The sequence below is a fragment of the Lacticigenium naphthae DSM 19658 genome, from assembly GCF_000425865.1.
Taxonomy (GTDB): domain Bacteria; phylum Bacillota; class Bacilli; order Lactobacillales; family Carnobacteriaceae_A; genus Lacticigenium; species Lacticigenium naphthae.
Window position 1 is genome coordinate 1 of record NZ_KE384467.1, and the last position, 16,733, is coordinate 16,733.

14 protein-coding genes and 1 tRNA gene are annotated in these 16,733 nt (G+C 43.2%); 2 read left to right on the forward strand and 13 right to left on the reverse strand.

The features are described from left to right. Positions 1 to 70 precede the first annotated feature (70 nt). The 6 genes from H626_RS11080 to H626_RS0109735 form a co-directional block, all read right to left on the reverse strand. The gene (locus H626_RS11080) at positions 71 to 2,365 is read right to left on the reverse strand and encodes a glycoside hydrolase family 65 protein (protein ID WP_051237938.1); all 2,295 of its coding nucleotides are present in this window, start codon (positions 2,363 to 2,365) and stop codon (positions 71 to 73) included. 411 nt (positions 2,366 to 2,776) lie between these two features. Next, a complete protein-coding gene (locus H626_RS0109715; RefSeq protein WP_027109192.1) occupies positions 2,777 to 4,399 on the reverse strand; it encodes a glycoside hydrolase family 13 protein in 1,623 nt (540 codons plus the stop codon). 190 nt (positions 4,400 to 4,589) lie between these two features. Further along, the gene (locus tag H626_RS0109720; RefSeq protein WP_027109193.1) at positions 4,590 to 5,957 is read right to left on the reverse strand and encodes a sensor domain-containing diguanylate cyclase; all 1,368 of its coding nucleotides are present in this window, start codon (positions 5,955 to 5,957) and stop codon (positions 4,590 to 4,592) included. Between the two features lie 901 nt (positions 5,958 to 6,858). Continuing rightward, entirely contained in the window at positions 6,859 to 7,641 is a 783-nt protein-coding gene (locus H626_RS0109725) for an alpha/beta hydrolase (protein WP_027109194.1), read from the reverse strand. 27 nt (positions 7,642 to 7,668) lie between these two features. Beyond that, positions 7,669 to 8,100, reverse strand: a complete 432-nt coding sequence (locus tag H626_RS0109730) for an OsmC family protein (RefSeq protein ID WP_027109195.1) — start codon at positions 8,098 to 8,100, stop codon at positions 7,669 to 7,671. A gap of 162 nt (positions 8,101 to 8,262) precedes the next feature. Then, positions 8,263 to 8,598, reverse strand: coding sequence for a thioredoxin family protein (locus H626_RS0109735; RefSeq protein WP_027109196.1), 336 nt, complete (start codon positions 8,596 to 8,598; stop codon positions 8,263 to 8,265). A gap of 116 nt (positions 8,599 to 8,714) precedes the next feature. On the opposite strand from H626_RS0109735, the gene H626_RS0109740 reads away from it, so the two are divergent. Next, positions 8,715 to 8,788: transfer RNA gene (locus tag H626_RS0109740), tRNA-Arg, on the forward strand. A gap of 226 nt (positions 8,789 to 9,014) precedes the next feature. Here H626_RS0109740 and H626_RS0109745 read toward each other — a convergent pair. The 7 genes from H626_RS0109745 to H626_RS0109775 all read right to left on the reverse strand — a co-directional run bounded on the left by H626_RS0109745 (position 9,015) and on the right by H626_RS0109775 (position 16,038). Next, positions 9,015 to 9,404: a hypothetical protein gene (locus H626_RS0109745; RefSeq protein ID WP_027109197.1), complete on the reverse strand. Its 390-nt coding sequence runs from the start codon at positions 9,402 to 9,404 to the stop codon at positions 9,015 to 9,017. Between the two features lie 307 nt (positions 9,405 to 9,711). After that, positions 9,712 to 10,779: a PTS fructose transporter subunit IIC gene (locus H626_RS0109750; RefSeq protein ID WP_027109198.1), complete on the reverse strand. Its 1,068-nt coding sequence runs from the start codon at positions 10,777 to 10,779 to the stop codon at positions 9,712 to 9,714. Between the two features lie 12 nt (positions 10,780 to 10,791). Next, a complete protein-coding gene (locus tag H626_RS0109755; RefSeq protein WP_027109199.1) occupies positions 10,792 to 11,103 on the reverse strand; it encodes a PTS fructose transporter subunit IIB in 312 nt (103 codons plus the stop codon). 99 nt (positions 11,104 to 11,202) lie between these two features. Beyond that, entirely contained in the window at positions 11,203 to 11,667 is a 465-nt protein-coding gene (locus H626_RS0109760; RefSeq protein ID WP_027109200.1) for a PTS sugar transporter subunit IIA, read from the reverse strand. A 714-nt stretch (positions 11,668 to 12,381) separates the two neighbouring features. After that, on the reverse strand, positions 12,382 to 13,101 hold the full coding sequence (locus tag H626_RS0109765; protein ID WP_027109201.1) for a GntR family transcriptional regulator: 720 nt from the start codon (positions 13,099 to 13,101) through the stop codon (positions 12,382 to 12,384). Positions 13,102 to 13,225: 124 nt separating this feature from the next. Next, on the reverse strand, positions 13,226 to 14,620 hold the full coding sequence (locus H626_RS0109770) for a glycoside hydrolase family 1 protein (RefSeq protein WP_027109202.1): 1,395 nt from the start codon (positions 14,618 to 14,620) through the stop codon (positions 13,226 to 13,228). A gap of 89 nt (positions 14,621 to 14,709) precedes the next feature. Next, a complete protein-coding gene (locus H626_RS0109775; RefSeq protein ID WP_027109203.1) occupies positions 14,710 to 16,038 on the reverse strand; it encodes a PTS sugar transporter subunit IIC in 1,329 nt (442 codons plus the stop codon). 245 nt (positions 16,039 to 16,283) lie between these two features. Here H626_RS0109775 and H626_RS11520 point away from each other — a divergent pair, with 245 nt between their 5' ends. Beyond that, on the forward strand, positions 16,284 to 16,457 hold the full coding sequence (locus H626_RS11520; protein WP_156883311.1) for a hypothetical protein: 174 nt from the start codon (positions 16,284 to 16,286) through the stop codon (positions 16,455 to 16,457). Positions 16,458 to 16,733: the final 276 nt, after the last annotated feature.

The following is a 16,733-nucleotide window of genomic DNA, read 5'->3' on the forward strand; positions in this document are numbered from 1 at the left end:
TTCACCGATTCTAGCGAATCTTGTTCTGCCCTGCTCCAGCCCCTCATTTCTTGACGCAAAGCTTCACTCTCTATTTTTTGTGGTTGACTATGTGTCTGGGTGCTCCGTTGTGGTATATGGTCAGGGGTTTTCCTTCGCGTAAGATGTAGCGGGTGTCTTTAGGTGTGATGGTCACGCCGATTTCCCGGTCTTTAAACTGGATCGTGAATGCGATGCGCTGCCATTGTTTAGGCAGTTGCGGCGTGAAATGCACTGTATCGTCATAGACGCGTAAGCCCGCAAATCCGTAGATCATGCTCATCCACGTTCCGCCCATGTTGGCTGCGTGGACACCATCTTTAGTGTTGGCTTGCATATCGGTGATGTCCATCAAGGCTGTATCCATAAAGTAACTGTACGCTTTATCCAAATCACCAATGTCACTTGCCATCATGCCGAATACGGACCGGGACAAGGATGAGTCGTGTGTCGTAACGGCTTCATAGTAAGCATAGTCGCGCGCTTTTTGATCCGTGGAGAATTCCCACGAGAACAAGAATTGTGCCAACACCGTGTCTGCCTGTTTGCAGACTTGGTGGCGATAAATGGTCAAGGGATGATAGTGCAGTAACAGCGGATACTTTTTTGCCGGTGTATTGTCGAAGTCCCAGACTTTTTTGTGGAAGAAACTGTCGTCCTGCATCGTCAACTTCGTTTTTTTATCATACGGCAAGAACATCTTTTCAGACGCCTCTGCCCATTGTTCCAGTTCTTCTTTTTCAAAACCGATTTCAGCCAAGACATCTAGTCCGCACTCTTTGGCAATAGCTTTCATGACTGTCTCCAAGGCATAGTCCAGGTTGTGCTTGGCCATCAAATTGGTATAGAAGTTGTTATTCACGATAGCCGTATATTCATCCGGTCCGGTGACCGTATTCAGAACGAAAGCTCCCTCGCGGCGTTCATCAAAGTGGCCATAGTTGACCCAGAAACGCGCAGTTTCAACCAATATTTCCAGCCCTTCGTTGTACGCGAATACTTCATCATCCGTTGCCTGGATATAGGCATACACCGCGTGGGCAATATCTGCATTGATATGCACTTGGGCAGTTCCAGCGGGGTAATACGCACTAGCTTCTTCCCCGTTGATCGTCCGCCAGGCGAACAAGGCACCTTTTTTGATCGCCATTTCCCGTGCCCGCTTGCGTGCTTGCGGCAAGATGCTATGGCGGTACTGCAATAATTTCCTGGCCGTTTCCGGTTGTGTGTACAAGAAAAACGGCAGCATATACATTTCCGTATCCCAGAAATAATGGCCCTCGTAGCCTTCGCCCGACAAGCCTTTCGCCGACATATTCGTTTTCCCGTCGCGTCCGGCTGCCTGGTTCAAGTGGAAAATATTGAAACGCAACCCGACCTGCAAGGCCTCATCGCCATCGATCTCCACATCGCTCAACGCCCAGAATTTCTCCATCGTATACACATGTTTAGCGCGGACCTGATCGTAACCCAGTCCCTTGATCACATCAAACAAGATTTCCATCGTTTCCACTTCTTGGGAAGCTTCTTCTTTTTTATGGAAAATGGGGCTGTAGCCGATAAACCGTTCCAACTCGACAGTTTGATCAGCTTTCGTTTGAAGAGCATACGTCTCGCTCGCATCCTTTTCAATCGATAGCGTCCATTCGTCGCCTGCGCAGGTCATCGCCCCGACTAGCGCGTGCAAACCAGTATTGTGCGTTGTAATATGCAACATTTTCCCCATGGAAGACTCCAGCTTTTGGGAATCAAAACGACGCGCTGTCAGCTGCTTGATACGGGGATCCACATCCGTTTCCCCCTTGGCTTCCCGTCCCATTTCAGCCAAATCATCCAGCACGAGTTTGACTGTTAATTCTTTGTTTGAAACGAGTGGTGTGATCTGAATGCGCTGCGCCAGCAATTCAGGATAATCATACGAAACAAAGCGTTCGATCTCCACCTGCACGGCGTTTTCCCATGTAAACGAACGGGTCAACATTCCTTTTTTGAGATCCAATGTTCGCTTGTGATTCGTCGTTTCACCTGTCTCTAAATCAACTGTTTCTCCGTCCAGACTGATCTCGATTCGTTTGCCGTTGGGGAGTGGGATAACGGTTTGGTGATGGGTGGCGTAACCGTAGGCCCATTCTCCGTATGTGATCGGTTCGGTATCATAAAACCCGTTCATCAGCGTGCCTTCGCTGTAACTATAATCGGGCGTGCGACTGGCTTCCTCCAGACTTCCGCGTGTACCGATATGACCATTCGCCAGAGCAAACAGCGTTTCATTTTGCTTGATTTGTTCCTTGTCGGTTCCTGTTTCAGTCAATGACCAAGCAGAACCTTGTTGAATCAATGGATGCATCACTTACACTCCTCTCGTTGCTTGTTACTGTAAGTTTGACAATAGTTGGTGTTTTTAGCAACTAATATCTCTTAGCTGCTTCTCTTCTCTCAGAGCGCAGATCCAGCTACGCTCCAGTCCTTTTTTACGGAGTCAGAACGGGCAGAGAAACCTTTATTCGGGCTAGTTTCTTCTGCCCTGACCCGGCGTAAAAAAAGACCGCTCCTCCCCATTGCGCGAGCTGCTCATTCAGGGGGGAGCACCTATTTTTTACGGAGTCAGAACGGGCAGGCGAAACCTTTATTCGGGCTAGTTTCTCCTGCCCTGACCCGGCGTAAAAAAAGACCGCTCCTCCCCATTGCGCGGGCTGCTCATTCAGGGGAAAGCGCCTATTTTTTACGGAGTCAGAACGGGCAGGCGAAACCTTTATTTTTATTTTATTTTGGCTGCGAAGGTTTCGTATGGGCGTAAAACGAGTTGGTTTAAGTCATACGTCTCTTTTTCATAGCTACTGATGATTGCTTTGATCTCCTTCGGTTCTTTCGTCAGTGCGAACGGAATGGTTTCTTCACTCATGTTCGCAATGACTAGCCACTTTTCGTCTTCCCATTCACGCTTGTACGCAAAAATTGCCGGATGGTCAGGAAAACGGAGTGTAAAGGATCCTTTCACTATGATCGGATTATCTTTGCGCAGTTGGATCAATCGCTTGTAGGTGTAGAAAATAGATTCTTTATCTGCTAACGCTTTTTCCACATTGATTTCTTCTACGCGTGGATTCAAAGCCAACCACGGCTCGCCAGTTGTAAAGCCTCCATGTTTTTCATTGGTCCAGTGGATCGGACGGCGGGCATTATCGCGTCCTTTCGCGTTGATGGAACGCAGGATTTCTTCTTTGCTGTATCCTTCTTCCAGCCGTTCGTTATAGAAATTGATGGTTTCGATATCATCGGCTTGAGAAATAGCGGTGATCGGTGTATTCACCATGCCGATTTCTTCCCCTTGATAAATATACGGTGTGCCTTTCATCAGATGCAGGAGAATGGCGAATGCTTTGGCACTTTGCACACGGTATTCCTGGTCATTTCCCCAGCGTGAAAGAATGCGGGGTGTATCGTGATTGTTCCAGAACAAACTGTTCCAGCTGTTTTCGCCGATTTCTGTTTGCCATTTGTTGAAGACTTGTTTCAATTCGACGAGATCCATCTCTCTTAGATCCCATTTGGATTTTCCCGGTTGTTCATCTAGTCCGATGTGTTCAAACTGGAAGATCATTGATAATTCCTTGCGGTCGGGGTCTGAATACAGGGGTGCATTTTCTGGTGTTGCCCCCCATGTTTCGCCCACGGTCATCACGTCGTAGTTGCCAAAGGTTGCCGCATTCATTTCTTGAATGTAGTCGTGTAATTTCGGTCCATTGACGACGATTTTCTCATCGGGGACTTTCCCGATATGATCGATGACGTCCATCCGGAAGCCGCCAATTCCTTTGTCGAGCCAGAAGTTCATCATGTCATACACCTCTTGTCTCATTTTCGGATTCTCCCAGTTTAGATCGGGCTGTTTCTTACTGAAAATGTGCAAGTAGTATTGACTGCTCTGCTCGTCGTATTCCCATGCGGGTCCACTGAAGGTAGAACGCAGATCGTTTGGCGCCGAACCATTCACCGGATCACGCCAGACATAGTAATCGCGGTAGGGATCATCTTTGCCTTTCAAGGCTTCCTGGAACCATTTGTGTTCGTCGGATGTGTGATTGACGACCAGATCCATGACGATGCGGATACCGCGTGTCCGGGCCTCTGCGATGAGCTGGTCCATGTCTTCCATCGTGCCGAAATCGGGATGGATGGCTTGGTAATCACTGATATCGTAGCCGTTGTCGTCATTGGGGGATCGGTAGACGGGGCTGAGCCAGATGGCGTCGGCACCTAATTTTTCTATATGATCGAGTCGTTCAATGATCCCTTGGATATCGCCGATCCCGTCACCATTGGAATCTTGAAAACTTCGGGGATAAACTTGATAGACTACTGCATTTTGCCACCATTTCATTTGTCTGTCTCTCCTTCTTCATTTCAGTATTTAAACGCTTACTTCATTCTAACAAAGTTCGCGGCAAGGAAGTAGTCTAAAAGATGGAAGTCGTTCCTGCTTCAGGAAAAAGAGTGCCCGAAATAAATAAAAACGAGTGAGAGGGCATCTCGCTCGTTTCATGTTTACATTTTCTGATCGATCAAACTGGTTAAATGGGTTTTTGATCCACTACTTTATTGAATCGTTTGGACATATACATGTGTCGATCCGCTTTTTCAAAGAGCTCTTCAAAGCTTCTTTCTTTTTTGATCAGCGCATAGCCCATTTCAAAATCTATGTTAAACTCCTGATCTCTCAATTGAATGGGTGTAGAAAAGGCATCGTATACGTATTTCATTATATGTTTTACATCTAAAGCTGAATCGGCGTTTCTCAAGAACAACATAAATTCATCTCCGCCGATCCGCCCGATTTGATCTGTTGGGCGAAGGACATTTTTGATACGCGCAGAAACTTCTTTTAAAATCTGGTCACCGACTAAATGCCCGTGTTGGTCATTGACCTGCTTGAACTCATTCAAATCGATCAAGATTATGGCGCCTTTTGCAAAGGGGATCTGCAGTCGATTCCGCACCATATTTTCAAAAGTCTGCTTATTCAGCGTTTGCGTCAACAAATCCATTTGAGCTTGCTCCCGCTTTTCAAAAAAGCTCTGCGAAAACTTGTACATGAAGATAAAAATCAATAAAATCAGTGCGTAATAAAAAACCATTTCCCGTACAAAAAAGGTTTTGATTCCCGCCCAACCTTCCCGCGGATAAATAGCCACGGTCCAACTTTCGTTCGGTAAAGAAATCGTTTCTTTGAGTGCGTCTTTGTCGAAAATATACGGGTAGCCCCAAATGACATTGGTCACATTATCCGTTGCGTTTTCCTCAATTTTCAAGGCTAAATAATAATCACCTTGCTGCTTTTCAATGCCATTGCGTTCAAGTAAGTCATCAAAATCTAACGCGACGGTGGCTATGCCCCAAAACTTTTCTTCCTCTTCTCCAATATAGATGGGCTGGCGATTAAAAATCTTGTTTCCTCCAGCTTTGGAACGAACGGGTCCTTGGGCGACCGCCGTTCGTTCTTCAATTGCTTCCATTACCGCATCTCTTCGTGTTGGGTCGCTTAACAGATCCATCCCCAGGGCCGCTTCATTTCCTTGTAAGGGGTAGACAAAAGAAACCTCTCCGTTTTTTGCCAAAGATACCGAATCGATGGCATGATGATCATTTCTTAATAGCTGCGCTACTTTTACCAGTTCTGCTTGGGTGGGCTCTTGATTATTTTGAATAAACAACTCTAAGAATTCTGCATACTGTAAACTGGTATTCAAATCTAATTGAATCGCATCTTTTACAGAAATGAGTTCTTTGCGCGCCAGTTCTTTCTCAGTATATTCGGCATGTTTTTTGTGTTCCATACGCAATGAACGCACGGGCAATAATAAAAACACTGCGAGAAGTGTTGCAAGTAACAATGATAAGGCTTTGTATTTCATAAGTTTCACAGCGTCCTTTACTTTCATAATGGGTTTAACTTCTATGTATTGTATTTTCCTTATTCTACACACTATAGCATAAATTTCTCTAGTGAAATAATCGCGCACGAAAAGATTCACTAAACTTTCTTATTTTACTCAAATGAAGCTGAGTGGCGCAAGCGGGTGGTGTGCGCGCCACTGAGATGGTTTTTTATCTTTGACTGTCGCGATTCGACGCGGTATCGGACACTCAGACCGCTTGCCGATTTTCAGTGTCCTGATCACTCTGGATGCGCGACACTTTGTTATCTTCTGCCAGCTGAGTGGCGCGCAAAACCCTCCTTTCGGTCTTTACAGAGAGGATGACTAGCTGAGTGTCCAGATCCAGCTCCTTTGGGGACACTCAGCTCTCCGGCCTTGGATAAGTGGCGCGATCGGGTAGGGTGCGCGCCACTGAGATGGTTTTTTATCTTTGACTGTCGCGATTCGACGCGGTATCGGACACTCAGACCGCCTGCCGATTTTCAGTGTCCTGATCACTCTGGATGCGCGACACTTTGTTATCTTCTGCTAGCTGAATGGCGCGCAGATTTCTCCTTCCGGTCTTTACAGAGAGAATGGCTGGCTGAGTGTCCAGATTCAGCCGCTTTGGGGACACTCAGCCCTTCGGTTTTGTAGAAGTGACGCGATCGGGTAGCTTGCACGACACTTCGATGGTTTTTGATCTTTGACTGTCCTGATTCGACGCGGTATCGGACACTCAGACCGCCTGCCGATTTTCAGTGTCCTGATCACTCTGGATGCGCGACACTTTGTTATCTTCTGCCAGCTGAGTGGCGCGCAAATCATTCCTTCCGGTCTTTCGCATAAAAAAATGCGTGCACGTAGATTCACGCACACGCACCTTCCTGATTTTCAGAAAAGGCAGATGAAATTTTTCCTTCCGCTACTTTTTGACGAGCCATTCGATGGTTCCCGGCAAGATTTCATTCCAGAAATCCCAGTTGTGACCACCGGGTGCTTCCACAAATTCATGGACGATCTCATTTTCAATGAGAAAATCATGCAAGCCACGATTTTCTTCAATCAAAAAGTCTTCACTCCCACACGCTACAAACAATTCGGGCATGTTGTCAGTGTGCAGCAATAGCCACTCCACATCCATCTCTTCCGGCATGCCTGCATAACTCGAAGCGCCTAGAGCAGCTTTCAATCGTTTGTCGATTGCATTCTGTTCGTCCATCCTCTTTTTGTCCGTGCGTCTAAAGACCCGACTGGAAAACGCCGCGACTTTGCCGAATGTATCAGCATACTTCAAGCCATTGCGCAACGCTCCGTATCCACCCATTGACAACCCTGCTATCCATGTATCTTCTCTGCTTGTGGATAACGGGAAAAGATGTCTCGATTCCGTGATCAATTCTTCTCCAATCAGTTGTCCATACGCATCACCATTGGGATGATCGATATAAAAACTGTTTTCCCCCGCCGGCATCACCACTGCGATCCCAAATTGATTGGCTAATTCCACGATACGCGTATTCTGGATCCAGTCTTCCTGGTTTCCGTCCCATCCATGCAACAAATACAAGGTAGGAAACGGTCCAGTTTCTGACTCCTGCGTATCTTTTGGATCGTACAACGATTTTGTCCGCGTGGGAATGATCGCTGTAAACTGGACCTTACGATAGAGCGAACGGGATTGAAATGTCACATTCACTGTAGCCATGCTCTTGACCCCTTTGTAAAAATGAGTTTAATTTTTTTCAGGAACTTCTTCCCCGTTTAAGACTACTTTCAATGTCACATCTGATTTCATAGAATTACGCACGGAACAATATTTTTCCTCACTCATACGGAAAGCGCGCCAAACGCGGTCAGCCGGAACGTCTCCGTTGATCACGCAAGTCATTTCGATGTCAGTAAAGTAATGTGGGTGTTCTTCGTTTTGTTTCGCTCTTGATTCAACTTTCATATCCGTTATTTTGCCATCTTCTACAAAACGACGCAACATAGCTACCATATCCATAGATGTACAGCCAGCTAATGCACCAAGTAAAGCTTCCATTGGAGAAACGCCGTCACCTAGACCACCAGAGGCTTCGACAGCATCCATTTTAAATGATTTACCCAGTTCGTTTTCTGTTACAAATCCCATTTTACCTTGCCATTTTGTCTCTACTCTCATTTTCTTTACTCCATTTCATAGATTTGTCTCTAGTATACCGTATTATCAAAAAATTGAAAAATTTCCCAATCGGAGAAACGGTCAACTAGATTCCAGCAACCGTTCCTGTTTCCCTTTGCCTGCAGTCCAGTGTACTGTTGGGTATCCAACAGATTTTTTTGATTACACCGCAAAAGCCTCGGTGATTTTATCCAACTGTCTATCCAGCTTATCCATTTCCACGAAACGGGCAAACCGCATAACTTCGCGATTTTCTGCAAATAATAGCAATACCGGGATGGTAAAAATCGTGTATTCCCCCGAGATTTCAGGCATCTCTTCGATATTGGCTTGCATCGTTTTGATTTGCGGGTATTTTTCTAAAATCGGTTTGATTTGAGGCAACACTGCATGGCACACTGAGCAGTTTGTTCCATAGAAAAAGATGAAAGCCAGGTCGTTCTGGGCTGTAAATTCTTTTAATTCGTCGATCGATCGTGCCTCTTTAAATCCTTCCACTGATCTAGCTCCTTTCTTATTTTTGTCTGAATCTATTATACCGTATGGGGCTTTAAATTGCTTGTTTGCGATTTAAGCTAGACTTTTGCACGGAATCATGAGAAAATGAAGGGTACGGTCCTATAGCTCAGGTGGATAGAGCAAACGTTTCCTAAACGTTAGGTCGGGGGTTCGAATCCCTCTAGGATCATTTTATTTGGGATCACAGGTGATAATTGAGTCCGCGTTGACGCATCTACTTCCATGTAGGTGCTTTTTTTAAAAGGCTATGTTAAACGATTGTGTTGATATGTAAAGGAACAAAACCGGAAAAGTATCGGTGTAAAAAAAACAGCCCTATTTATCTAAGGGCTGTTTTAATTAGTTGCCTTCTTTAATTTGTGTTACTAAAGCTACCCATTAGCGTAACAATGAAGCTATTCAATAGTTAGAGAAAAGGCATAACTTGCAGTACCTTTTTCCCAATGTGCCAACACCTCGTAAATAATTTTTCCTTTACCAGACAGAACAACCTTATTTGAGCTTTTTACAACTTTGTTATTGTTATCCCATATTCTCACGGTATAACTTTCTGGCTGTTTTTCGAAAACTAATTCAACATTCGTATCTGCTGTTACTTGCATTGAATTATTATCTTTAACCAGTTCTGGTGGTGCAAAAGAATCTGCCTCTATTGCATTCGCTGTCCCGTCCCCATTATCTACACTCCAACTATATGTACCGAGTGATGGTCTAACAGTCTCTTCTCCAACATGAACGGTTAGACTTGGCGGCTTGGGAATGGCATCCTCCGAAGAACCGCCCACCTTAACTCCACTATCATTATCAGCTTTTTCACTTGTATCATTTAAGCAAAAAATGAAAATTTAAAATTCATCATTACCTCCCCCTTACTATTTAGACGATAAATATATGTGAACGTTACAGCATACTTTAATTGGTATTAAACTCTACTCTTTGTTTTTTATTTATCTTCTTCCTACTATTCTACACCATATCCGAGATTTCTTTTCAAATAAAATAGGACCCTTCCCCCATTGCGCAGGATGCTCATTCAGGGGTGGAGGTCCTATTTTTTACAGAGTCAGAGCAGGGTCGAAAAACTTTTCTGTTTTAGTCTGTTATTTCTATTTCGAAGTCTTCATACATTGCTGGGTCTATGTCTTCTGCAGAGACGGGTTGTTTCAATGCGATTTGTGTTGTGACGGATATGGCAACTCCGACGCCGATCGCGAGTAAGAAGATGGGTAAGTTCGAGGCCATGGGCATTCCAAAAACTCCGGAAACGCCTGATGTTGATACGCCAAATCCCATCATGATCGCTCCGCCAACTGCAGCCCCTATCACATTGGAGCCAATGACGCGAACTGGATCTTTGATGGCGTAAGGTAATGAGGGTTCTGTAATCCCTACGATCCCGGAAAGTATTGAACCGGGCGCCATCTGAATTTCTGCTTTTGTATATTTATGTTTGGCTAGCAATGCGGCAATTCCTACAGATAGGGAGGGAACCATGATTCCCGGGAACACAGCGGCATTGACTACAAAGCCAATTCCACTCGGATCGCTCCACACCGCAAAGACGAACGTGATCGCAATTTTGCCTATCGGACCACCCATGTCGATCGCGCACATGGCACTGAGGATGGCTCCGAGCAAGAATGCATATTCGGGCATTTCAGAGAGCTGAATGAGCGCGCGGATGATCCACTCGTTCAGTACACCGACTGTCAATGAAATCGGGTACCCCATCACCCAATACAATGCCCAGCCCGTTAAAATAGGTATAAATAATGTCTTTTTGATGGGTTCTAAAAATTCGGGCAACTTGACTTTTTTCAGTTGCAATACCAAATACCCTGCGATGAGCCCCGCGACCAATCCGCCTAAAAATCCACTAGCGGCCGCACTTTCTGTGACTGGGTGAGACGCGATATAGCCACCGATGAATCCTGGCGCCAAGGCCATTTTATCTCCGATCGCATACGCAACGTAGGCTCCAAAAATAGCCGGGATCAGATCCATGATCGTCCAGGCAAATCCGTTCAACGCTGTGACCGCCGCTGTATCTGCCGATATATACTGTACGTACATCCCTGACAATGCGATCGTCATCCCCGCAAACACGATAAACGGCAACATGTACGAAACACCCGTCATCAACGCTCGTCTGATTTTCATCTACTTCCACTCCTACCCGTTTAGTTTTGCCGAAATTTTTTTCAATAAGGGCTCGGGACTTTTAATGGCCATGGTGACTGGAACTTCGACTTTCTTGATCGAATGAAAACGATGGCGTTTCGCTATTTCCACATCGACAGCCAGCACTAAGATGTCTGCCCATTCAATGTCTTCAGCCGTCAACTCGTTTTCGATGCCCGCAGCTCCTTGCGTTTCGATTTTAATTTCGTGCCCCAACTTTTTGGCTGCATCCTCTAAGCCTTTTTTAGCCATATACGTATGGGCAACACCTGTCGCACACGCTGTAATTGCTATGATTTTCATACTGGTATCCCTTCCTCAGTCGTTGCCTACGCAATTTTTCCCTCGACTAGTTTTTAATAGACTATTCGCTGGTGTTGACCTCACTGATTTTCTAAACAATCATTCTGCCAATTTCGTCATTTCCATGATCAACTCACGCATTTTTTCTTTATCTTGTACCTCATTGATTTGGCGTTGATACTCCTTATCCATCAAATTATAGGCCAACCGTGAAAGGAGTTTTAGGTGAATCGTACTGTCTCCTTCTTTTGGAACAAGGATGACAAAAATCTGATGGGCCGGATCATCATCCATCGAATCCCATTCGACCGGATGAAGAAGTCGGAAGAAAAAGAGGTGTGCGGAGTCTAAATCCTCCACTTCCCCATGCGGAATTGCCAAACCGTTCCCAAAACCTGTCGTACTCATTGCTTCCCTTATTTTCATGGCTTCCATGATTTTTTCAGGCTTTACTCCCGTTCTGAAGCTGAGCTTTTTCACGATTTCCTCAAACAACGCTAACTTATTTCGACTATCATTAGCTAAATCCAACTCTACATGTAAATCAAACTCTTCATTAGGCATGTGCCAGCCTCCTCCCTTACAATTGATACATTACCCACTTCGCTTATCCTTATTTTACTCGATATCTCTTTCAATACACAAATTTTTACTCTTCAAAAAATAGGAAAGCTTTTTAAGCCGCTCTGTTTCCAGCAAAAATAGGACACTATCCCCTGAATGAGCATCCTGCGCAATGGGGAAGGGTATCTTTTTTGCACAGAAACAGGCTTAAAAAGCTAGACAAGAAAAAAAGCTTTTTGACCCTGATCTGACTCTGTAAAAAAAGATACCTCCACCCCCGAATGAGCATCCTGCGCAATGGGGTGGAGGTATCTTTTTTTCCAAGAGTCAAGGGTCGAAAATCTAGACACGAAGGAAAGCTTTTTAAGCCGCTCTGTTTCCAGCAAAAATAGGACCTTTTCCCGGAATGGGACAGTGCTAACGAACTTGATCATACGATTGTGCATAGAATCTGAAGAAGTTTAAGTGAATATGGACGAAACTTCTTTAGATAACAGATAAACTGAAGGAGTTTAAGTGAAGATGGACAAAACTCCTGCAGATAGACTCCCATTCTCTTCCATTTTAGTTTGAGTTGCCGTTCCTTTGAGAAACTTAGAACCCGCAGGACACGTTATTTCATTTTAACAGAAGTATACAAAGCATTACTGGACTACACTAACGCATAAAAAAAAAGGAGAGCGGACTCTCCTTTTCACATCATTTGATTTGATTTTATTTTCCTTGAGAATTAATGAAAGACATCTCCACCATATCGTAACGATGATGAACTACTGAGAACTCAAAAGGGGAGCCATTCTCCGTAAACATAATTTTTTCGACATGTAAAATGGGGTCCATTTCGGTACAATTCAAAAACTTCTTGTCCAAATCGGTCGGTCTTGCTGCTTTTATCGTTTGACGATTATCTCCGAATACGATCCCTGCTTCTTTACGCAAATAATTGTACAAAGATTTGGCTAAAACTTCCGAAGACAATTTGGGTGCTACATACACAGGGATCATCGTGTATTCAATCGAATAAGGCTTCCCATCTAAAATACGCAACCGGTGGATCTCATATAAAGGCGTTTCACTCGATATCAACAATCTTTCAGTTTCTTCCTCAGTAGGAAAGCGGACAGAAAAACTCAACACCTTGCTTTCTAATTTCAAATTTTCACTTGCGGCAGTTGTCAGCCCCACATTTTGACCAATTTTTATACTTGAAGAGGATAGATTCAAAGCGTTCTTCTTTACATAAGTCCCTGATCCTTGGATAGAATAGACTAATCCAGCAGAAGTAAGTAAATCGATTGCTTTTTTAATCGTAACTCGGCTGACATTAAACTCGTCTACCAATTCATTCTGATTCGGCAAGCGTGTTTCGGGTATATACTTCCCCTGATTGATACGTTTGCGAATCTCATCAGCGATGACTTTGTATTTAACCATCTTCTCACTCCAATTTGTCTTGTCAATTTTATATATGTATAGTTTAACATTTACAAATCAAAAAAAGCTACCTATTAAAAATAAAACACTCTCCTTCGGTTTCAAGAAGAGTGCTTTATCCTTATTATTTTAGTATTCTTTCTTGAATGATTTGCTTATACCACTCACCTGATTTTTTCAACGACCGTGTGCGTTCATCATCCAACTCGATCCGAACTAGACCATAACGATTTTTGAATGCATTCATTGGGGATACACAGTCAGTGAATGCCCAGAGCATATAGCCTTCACAACTCGATCCAGCTTCCACAGCTTTCAACAACTGGTTCAAATGCATGCGAATAAAGTCAATCCGATAATCGTCTTGTACCTGTCCATTGTCGTCCTGGAATCTCTCTTCTCCTTCAATTCCCATTCCATTCTCCGTAATCAACCACGGAATGTTGTGATATTCATCTTTTATACGCATAGCCATATCAAACATCAACTCTGGGTATATTTCCCATCCTCTGGATTTATTCATTCTACGACCAGGAAGCTCAAAGTTTTCATAATACATTTCAGGATGGAAAGGAGTATCTTTGTTCCATTCATAACGAGGAGCCTTTAATCTTTTAGGGAAATAGAGATTAATGCCTAAAAAGTCAACTGGATTTTGTCTGATGATTTCTAGCTCTTCTTCCGTATGGTCAAACATGATTTGATGGTGCTCAAGTAATTGAACCAGTTCAGAAGGATAACTTCCTTTGACCAATGGATCCAAATAAACCCGATTAAAGAACAAATCATATATTTCTGCTGCTTTTTTATCAGCTGGCGATGAAGAACGTGGATAGGTTACTTCCGGATTTAATACCACTCCGATTCGACCTTCGTACCCTCCTTCATGAAATACTTGGACAACTTTAGCTGTCGCCAATACTTTATGGTGGTTCCACTGCATCCATTTTTTTGTGTTCTGTTCATGAGGCCAACGGATAGCATCTAGATAGACACGTGTTTGAATCACAATGGGTTCATTGAATGTAAACCACTGTTTCACACGATCTCCATAGCGGTCAAAGGCTATTTGAGCATAGTCCACGAATAATTCGACTACTTTCTTAGATGCCCAACCACCATACTTGTCCATTAAGTAAGTTGGTACTTCGTAATGTTCCAGACACAGCATCGGTTCGATTCCTGCATTGAATAGTTCGTCAATAACCCTGTCAATATGGTCAGCATATTCTTCATCTACTATCCCTTTTTCATAATCAATGAAGAAACGTGACCAATTTATAGAAGTTCGGTAGTGTGTCAATCCTATTTCTTTCATGTGCGCAATATCCTCGGGATATTTTTCATAGAAATTTGTGGCCACGTCAGGTCCTCTTCCTTCATGCCAGACAAATGATTCATTTTTGAACCAACTGTCTAAAAAAGAATCTTGTGTTTCTTTTTTTCCTACCCATCCTTCTGTCTGCCAAGCTGATGAAGCAGCTCCTAAAATGAAATCTTTTGGAATGTTTTGTACCAAGTTAAACTCTCCTTTTAAAGAGACGATCCAACCTTATTTGATCAATAAGATTGGATGTCTACTTTTATAATTTTCTGATTGTGTTCCTCTTATGCTTTTTGTTCAGCAACTTCTACAGAAGCTTCAACAGATTTTTCAACCCCACTGGCTTTAACAAATGGTAGGTAAATTAAAGTTGCAGCAACTATACAAATCAATTGGGTAGCGACGGCTCCTAAACTTCCTGCAGTTGCCAAATATCCACTCAACAGCGGAGGTGTGGTCCATGGAATCATAACCACAGCCGGACCTGCAAAACCAATGACCGTTGCAAAGTATCCGATCGTTCCTGTAATTAATGGTGTAAGAATAAATGGAATAGCCATGATTGGATTCAACATTACTGGAATTCCAAAAATAATTGGCTCGTTAATATTGAATAACCCTGGAGCTACGGATAATTTAGCAATCGCGCGGAAGTCTTTTCTGCGACTCACGATGAAGATGGCAATCAGCATTCCGATGGTTACTCCTGATCCTCCCATACTCATATAGATATCCCAGAAAGGCATACTGATGATATTTGGAATTTCTTCTCCTGCTTCAAATGCAGCAGTATTTTGAGCAATTGCAGCTAGTAAAATCGGTTCTCTAATTGGTTTGATCATTTGATTCCCATGAATACCGATCACCCAGAATACTTGTGCGACAAACATTAATAATAGAATTCCAGGTAGTCCGGAAACAAGTTCTTCAAGTGGACCTTGTACTACTGTGTAAATGATTTCGTACACATGTTGACCACTTACCCACAAAATCACATAACTCAAAGTAGCTAACAGCGTTACTGTTAAGACCGTTGGTATAAGAGCTGAAAAACTTCTCGCCACATTTGATGGAACGGAATCTGGCATATGAATTTTTAAACTTTCTTTGTTTGATAACCAGGTAAATAATTCGACCGACAAAATGGCTACTGCCATTCCTAAGAATAAACCTCGTGAGCCTGTATAATCACTACTGATAACATTTCCGACTTCAGCCATTTCTTCCCCTATTAATACATTGATTGTTGTGGGAATAACAGCTATGTAACTGATAACAGCCAGTAAGCCGGCAAAACCTGTGCTACCTAACTTATTTAACTTGGCCATTTCCAACCCAATAAGGAATACAGCTGCTAAAGCCATTAAATTCATCGTCGCATAGTTTATCGATTGGGAGACAGGTTTGAATATTTCTAAAAATGAAAGGGGACCAAACTGAGCTAACCCATTTGTACTATCAAATACCATGTTTGAAAACAACGTAGCGAAAGCACCGGTAATAATAATAGGCAACAAATTCGTAAAGGCATTTTTTATTGCAATGATATATTTGTAACTATTGATCTTATAAGCGATAGCACTCATCTTTTCAACAAATTTACCGTTTTTCATCTTTCTCCTCCTTTTTTTTTCCTCACTCCATTTTTATACTCCTTTCTCTCAATTTTTCATCTTCATTGTAACCCCTTTCAATTTATTTGTAAAGTCTTAATTTAAATTTGTTAATACAAATATTAATTAAGATTTTCTAAAGCTCTACTCTATCAGTTGACTTCTTTGTAGGAATGTTAAACAATAGAATTAAGATAAGCGTTTTCTTTGGTGACGGAAGGGAAAAGAAAGTGAGCTGAGTAATAATGTTACGGACAGGAATATTTTTCTTTGCAATCGGATTTGTCACCCTTATCTTTGGGTTAGCTGGCGAAGATAATGAACGAATCTGGTTGCTGCTTATTTCGGGCGTCCTTATTCTTATTGGTTACTTGTTGTACCATAAAGGTGAAAAAGAAGATAACCACAATCAGTTTTGAATTGTTATGTATGTATATAAAAGGCTGGGACTCTTGTCCCAGCCTTTAGCTATTTCACGAACTTTTTTCTGATCTTTACAAGTAGAACGGCTGGCTGAGTGTCCAGATTCGACTTGATAGAGGACACTCTTAGAGAAAAAACAGGCTGAGTGTCGCGATCGAGCTGCTTTCTGGACACTCAGCTTCCAATACTGGATCAAGTGACCGGAATGGATGGTTTGCGCGCCACTGAGATGGCCTTTCTTCGTTGAGTGGCGCGATTCGATCCGGTACTGG

What these genes read in the sequence shown, in the direction of transcription:
- H626_RS11080 (WP_051237938.1), bottom strand. Translation starts at nt 2,365, where the DNA reads ATGCATCCATTGATTCAACAAGGTTCTGCTTGGTCATTGACTGAAACA.
- H626_RS0109715 (WP_027109192.1), bottom strand. Translation starts at nt 4,399, where the DNA reads ATGAAATGGTGGCAAAATGCAGTAGTCTATCAAGTTTATCCCCGAAGT.
- H626_RS0109720 (WP_027109193.1), bottom strand. Translation starts at nt 5,957, where the DNA reads ATGAAAGTAAAGGACGCTGTGAAACTTATGAAATACAAAGCCTTATCA.
- H626_RS0109725 (WP_027109194.1), bottom strand. Translation starts at nt 7,641, where the DNA reads ATGGCTACAGTGAATGTGACATTTCAATCCCGTTCGCTCTATCGTAAG.
- H626_RS0109730 (WP_027109195.1), bottom strand. Translation starts at nt 8,100, where the DNA reads ATGAGAGTAGAGACAAAATGGCAAGGTAAAATGGGATTTGTAACAGAA.
- H626_RS0109750 (WP_027109198.1), bottom strand. Translation starts at nt 10,779, where the DNA reads ATGAAAATCAGACGAGCGTTGATGACGGGTGTTTCGTACATGTTGCCG.
- H626_RS0109755 (WP_027109199.1), bottom strand. Translation starts at nt 11,103, where the DNA reads ATGAAAATCATAGCAATTACAGCGTGTGCGACAGGTGTTGCCCATACG.
- H626_RS0109760 (WP_027109200.1), bottom strand. Translation starts at nt 11,667, where the DNA reads ATGCCTAATGAAGAGTTTGATTTACATGTAGAGTTGGATTTAGCTAAT.
- H626_RS0109765 (WP_027109201.1), bottom strand. Translation starts at nt 13,101, where the DNA reads ATGGTTAAATACAAAGTCATCGCTGATGAGATTCGCAAACGTATCAAT.
- H626_RS0109775 (WP_027109203.1), bottom strand. Translation starts at nt 16,038, where the DNA reads ATGAAAAACGGTAAATTTGTTGAAAAGATGAGTGCTATCGCTTATAAG.
- H626_RS11520 (WP_156883311.1), top strand. Translation starts at nt 16,284, where the DNA reads ATGTTACGGACAGGAATATTTTTCTTTGCAATCGGATTTGTCACCCTT.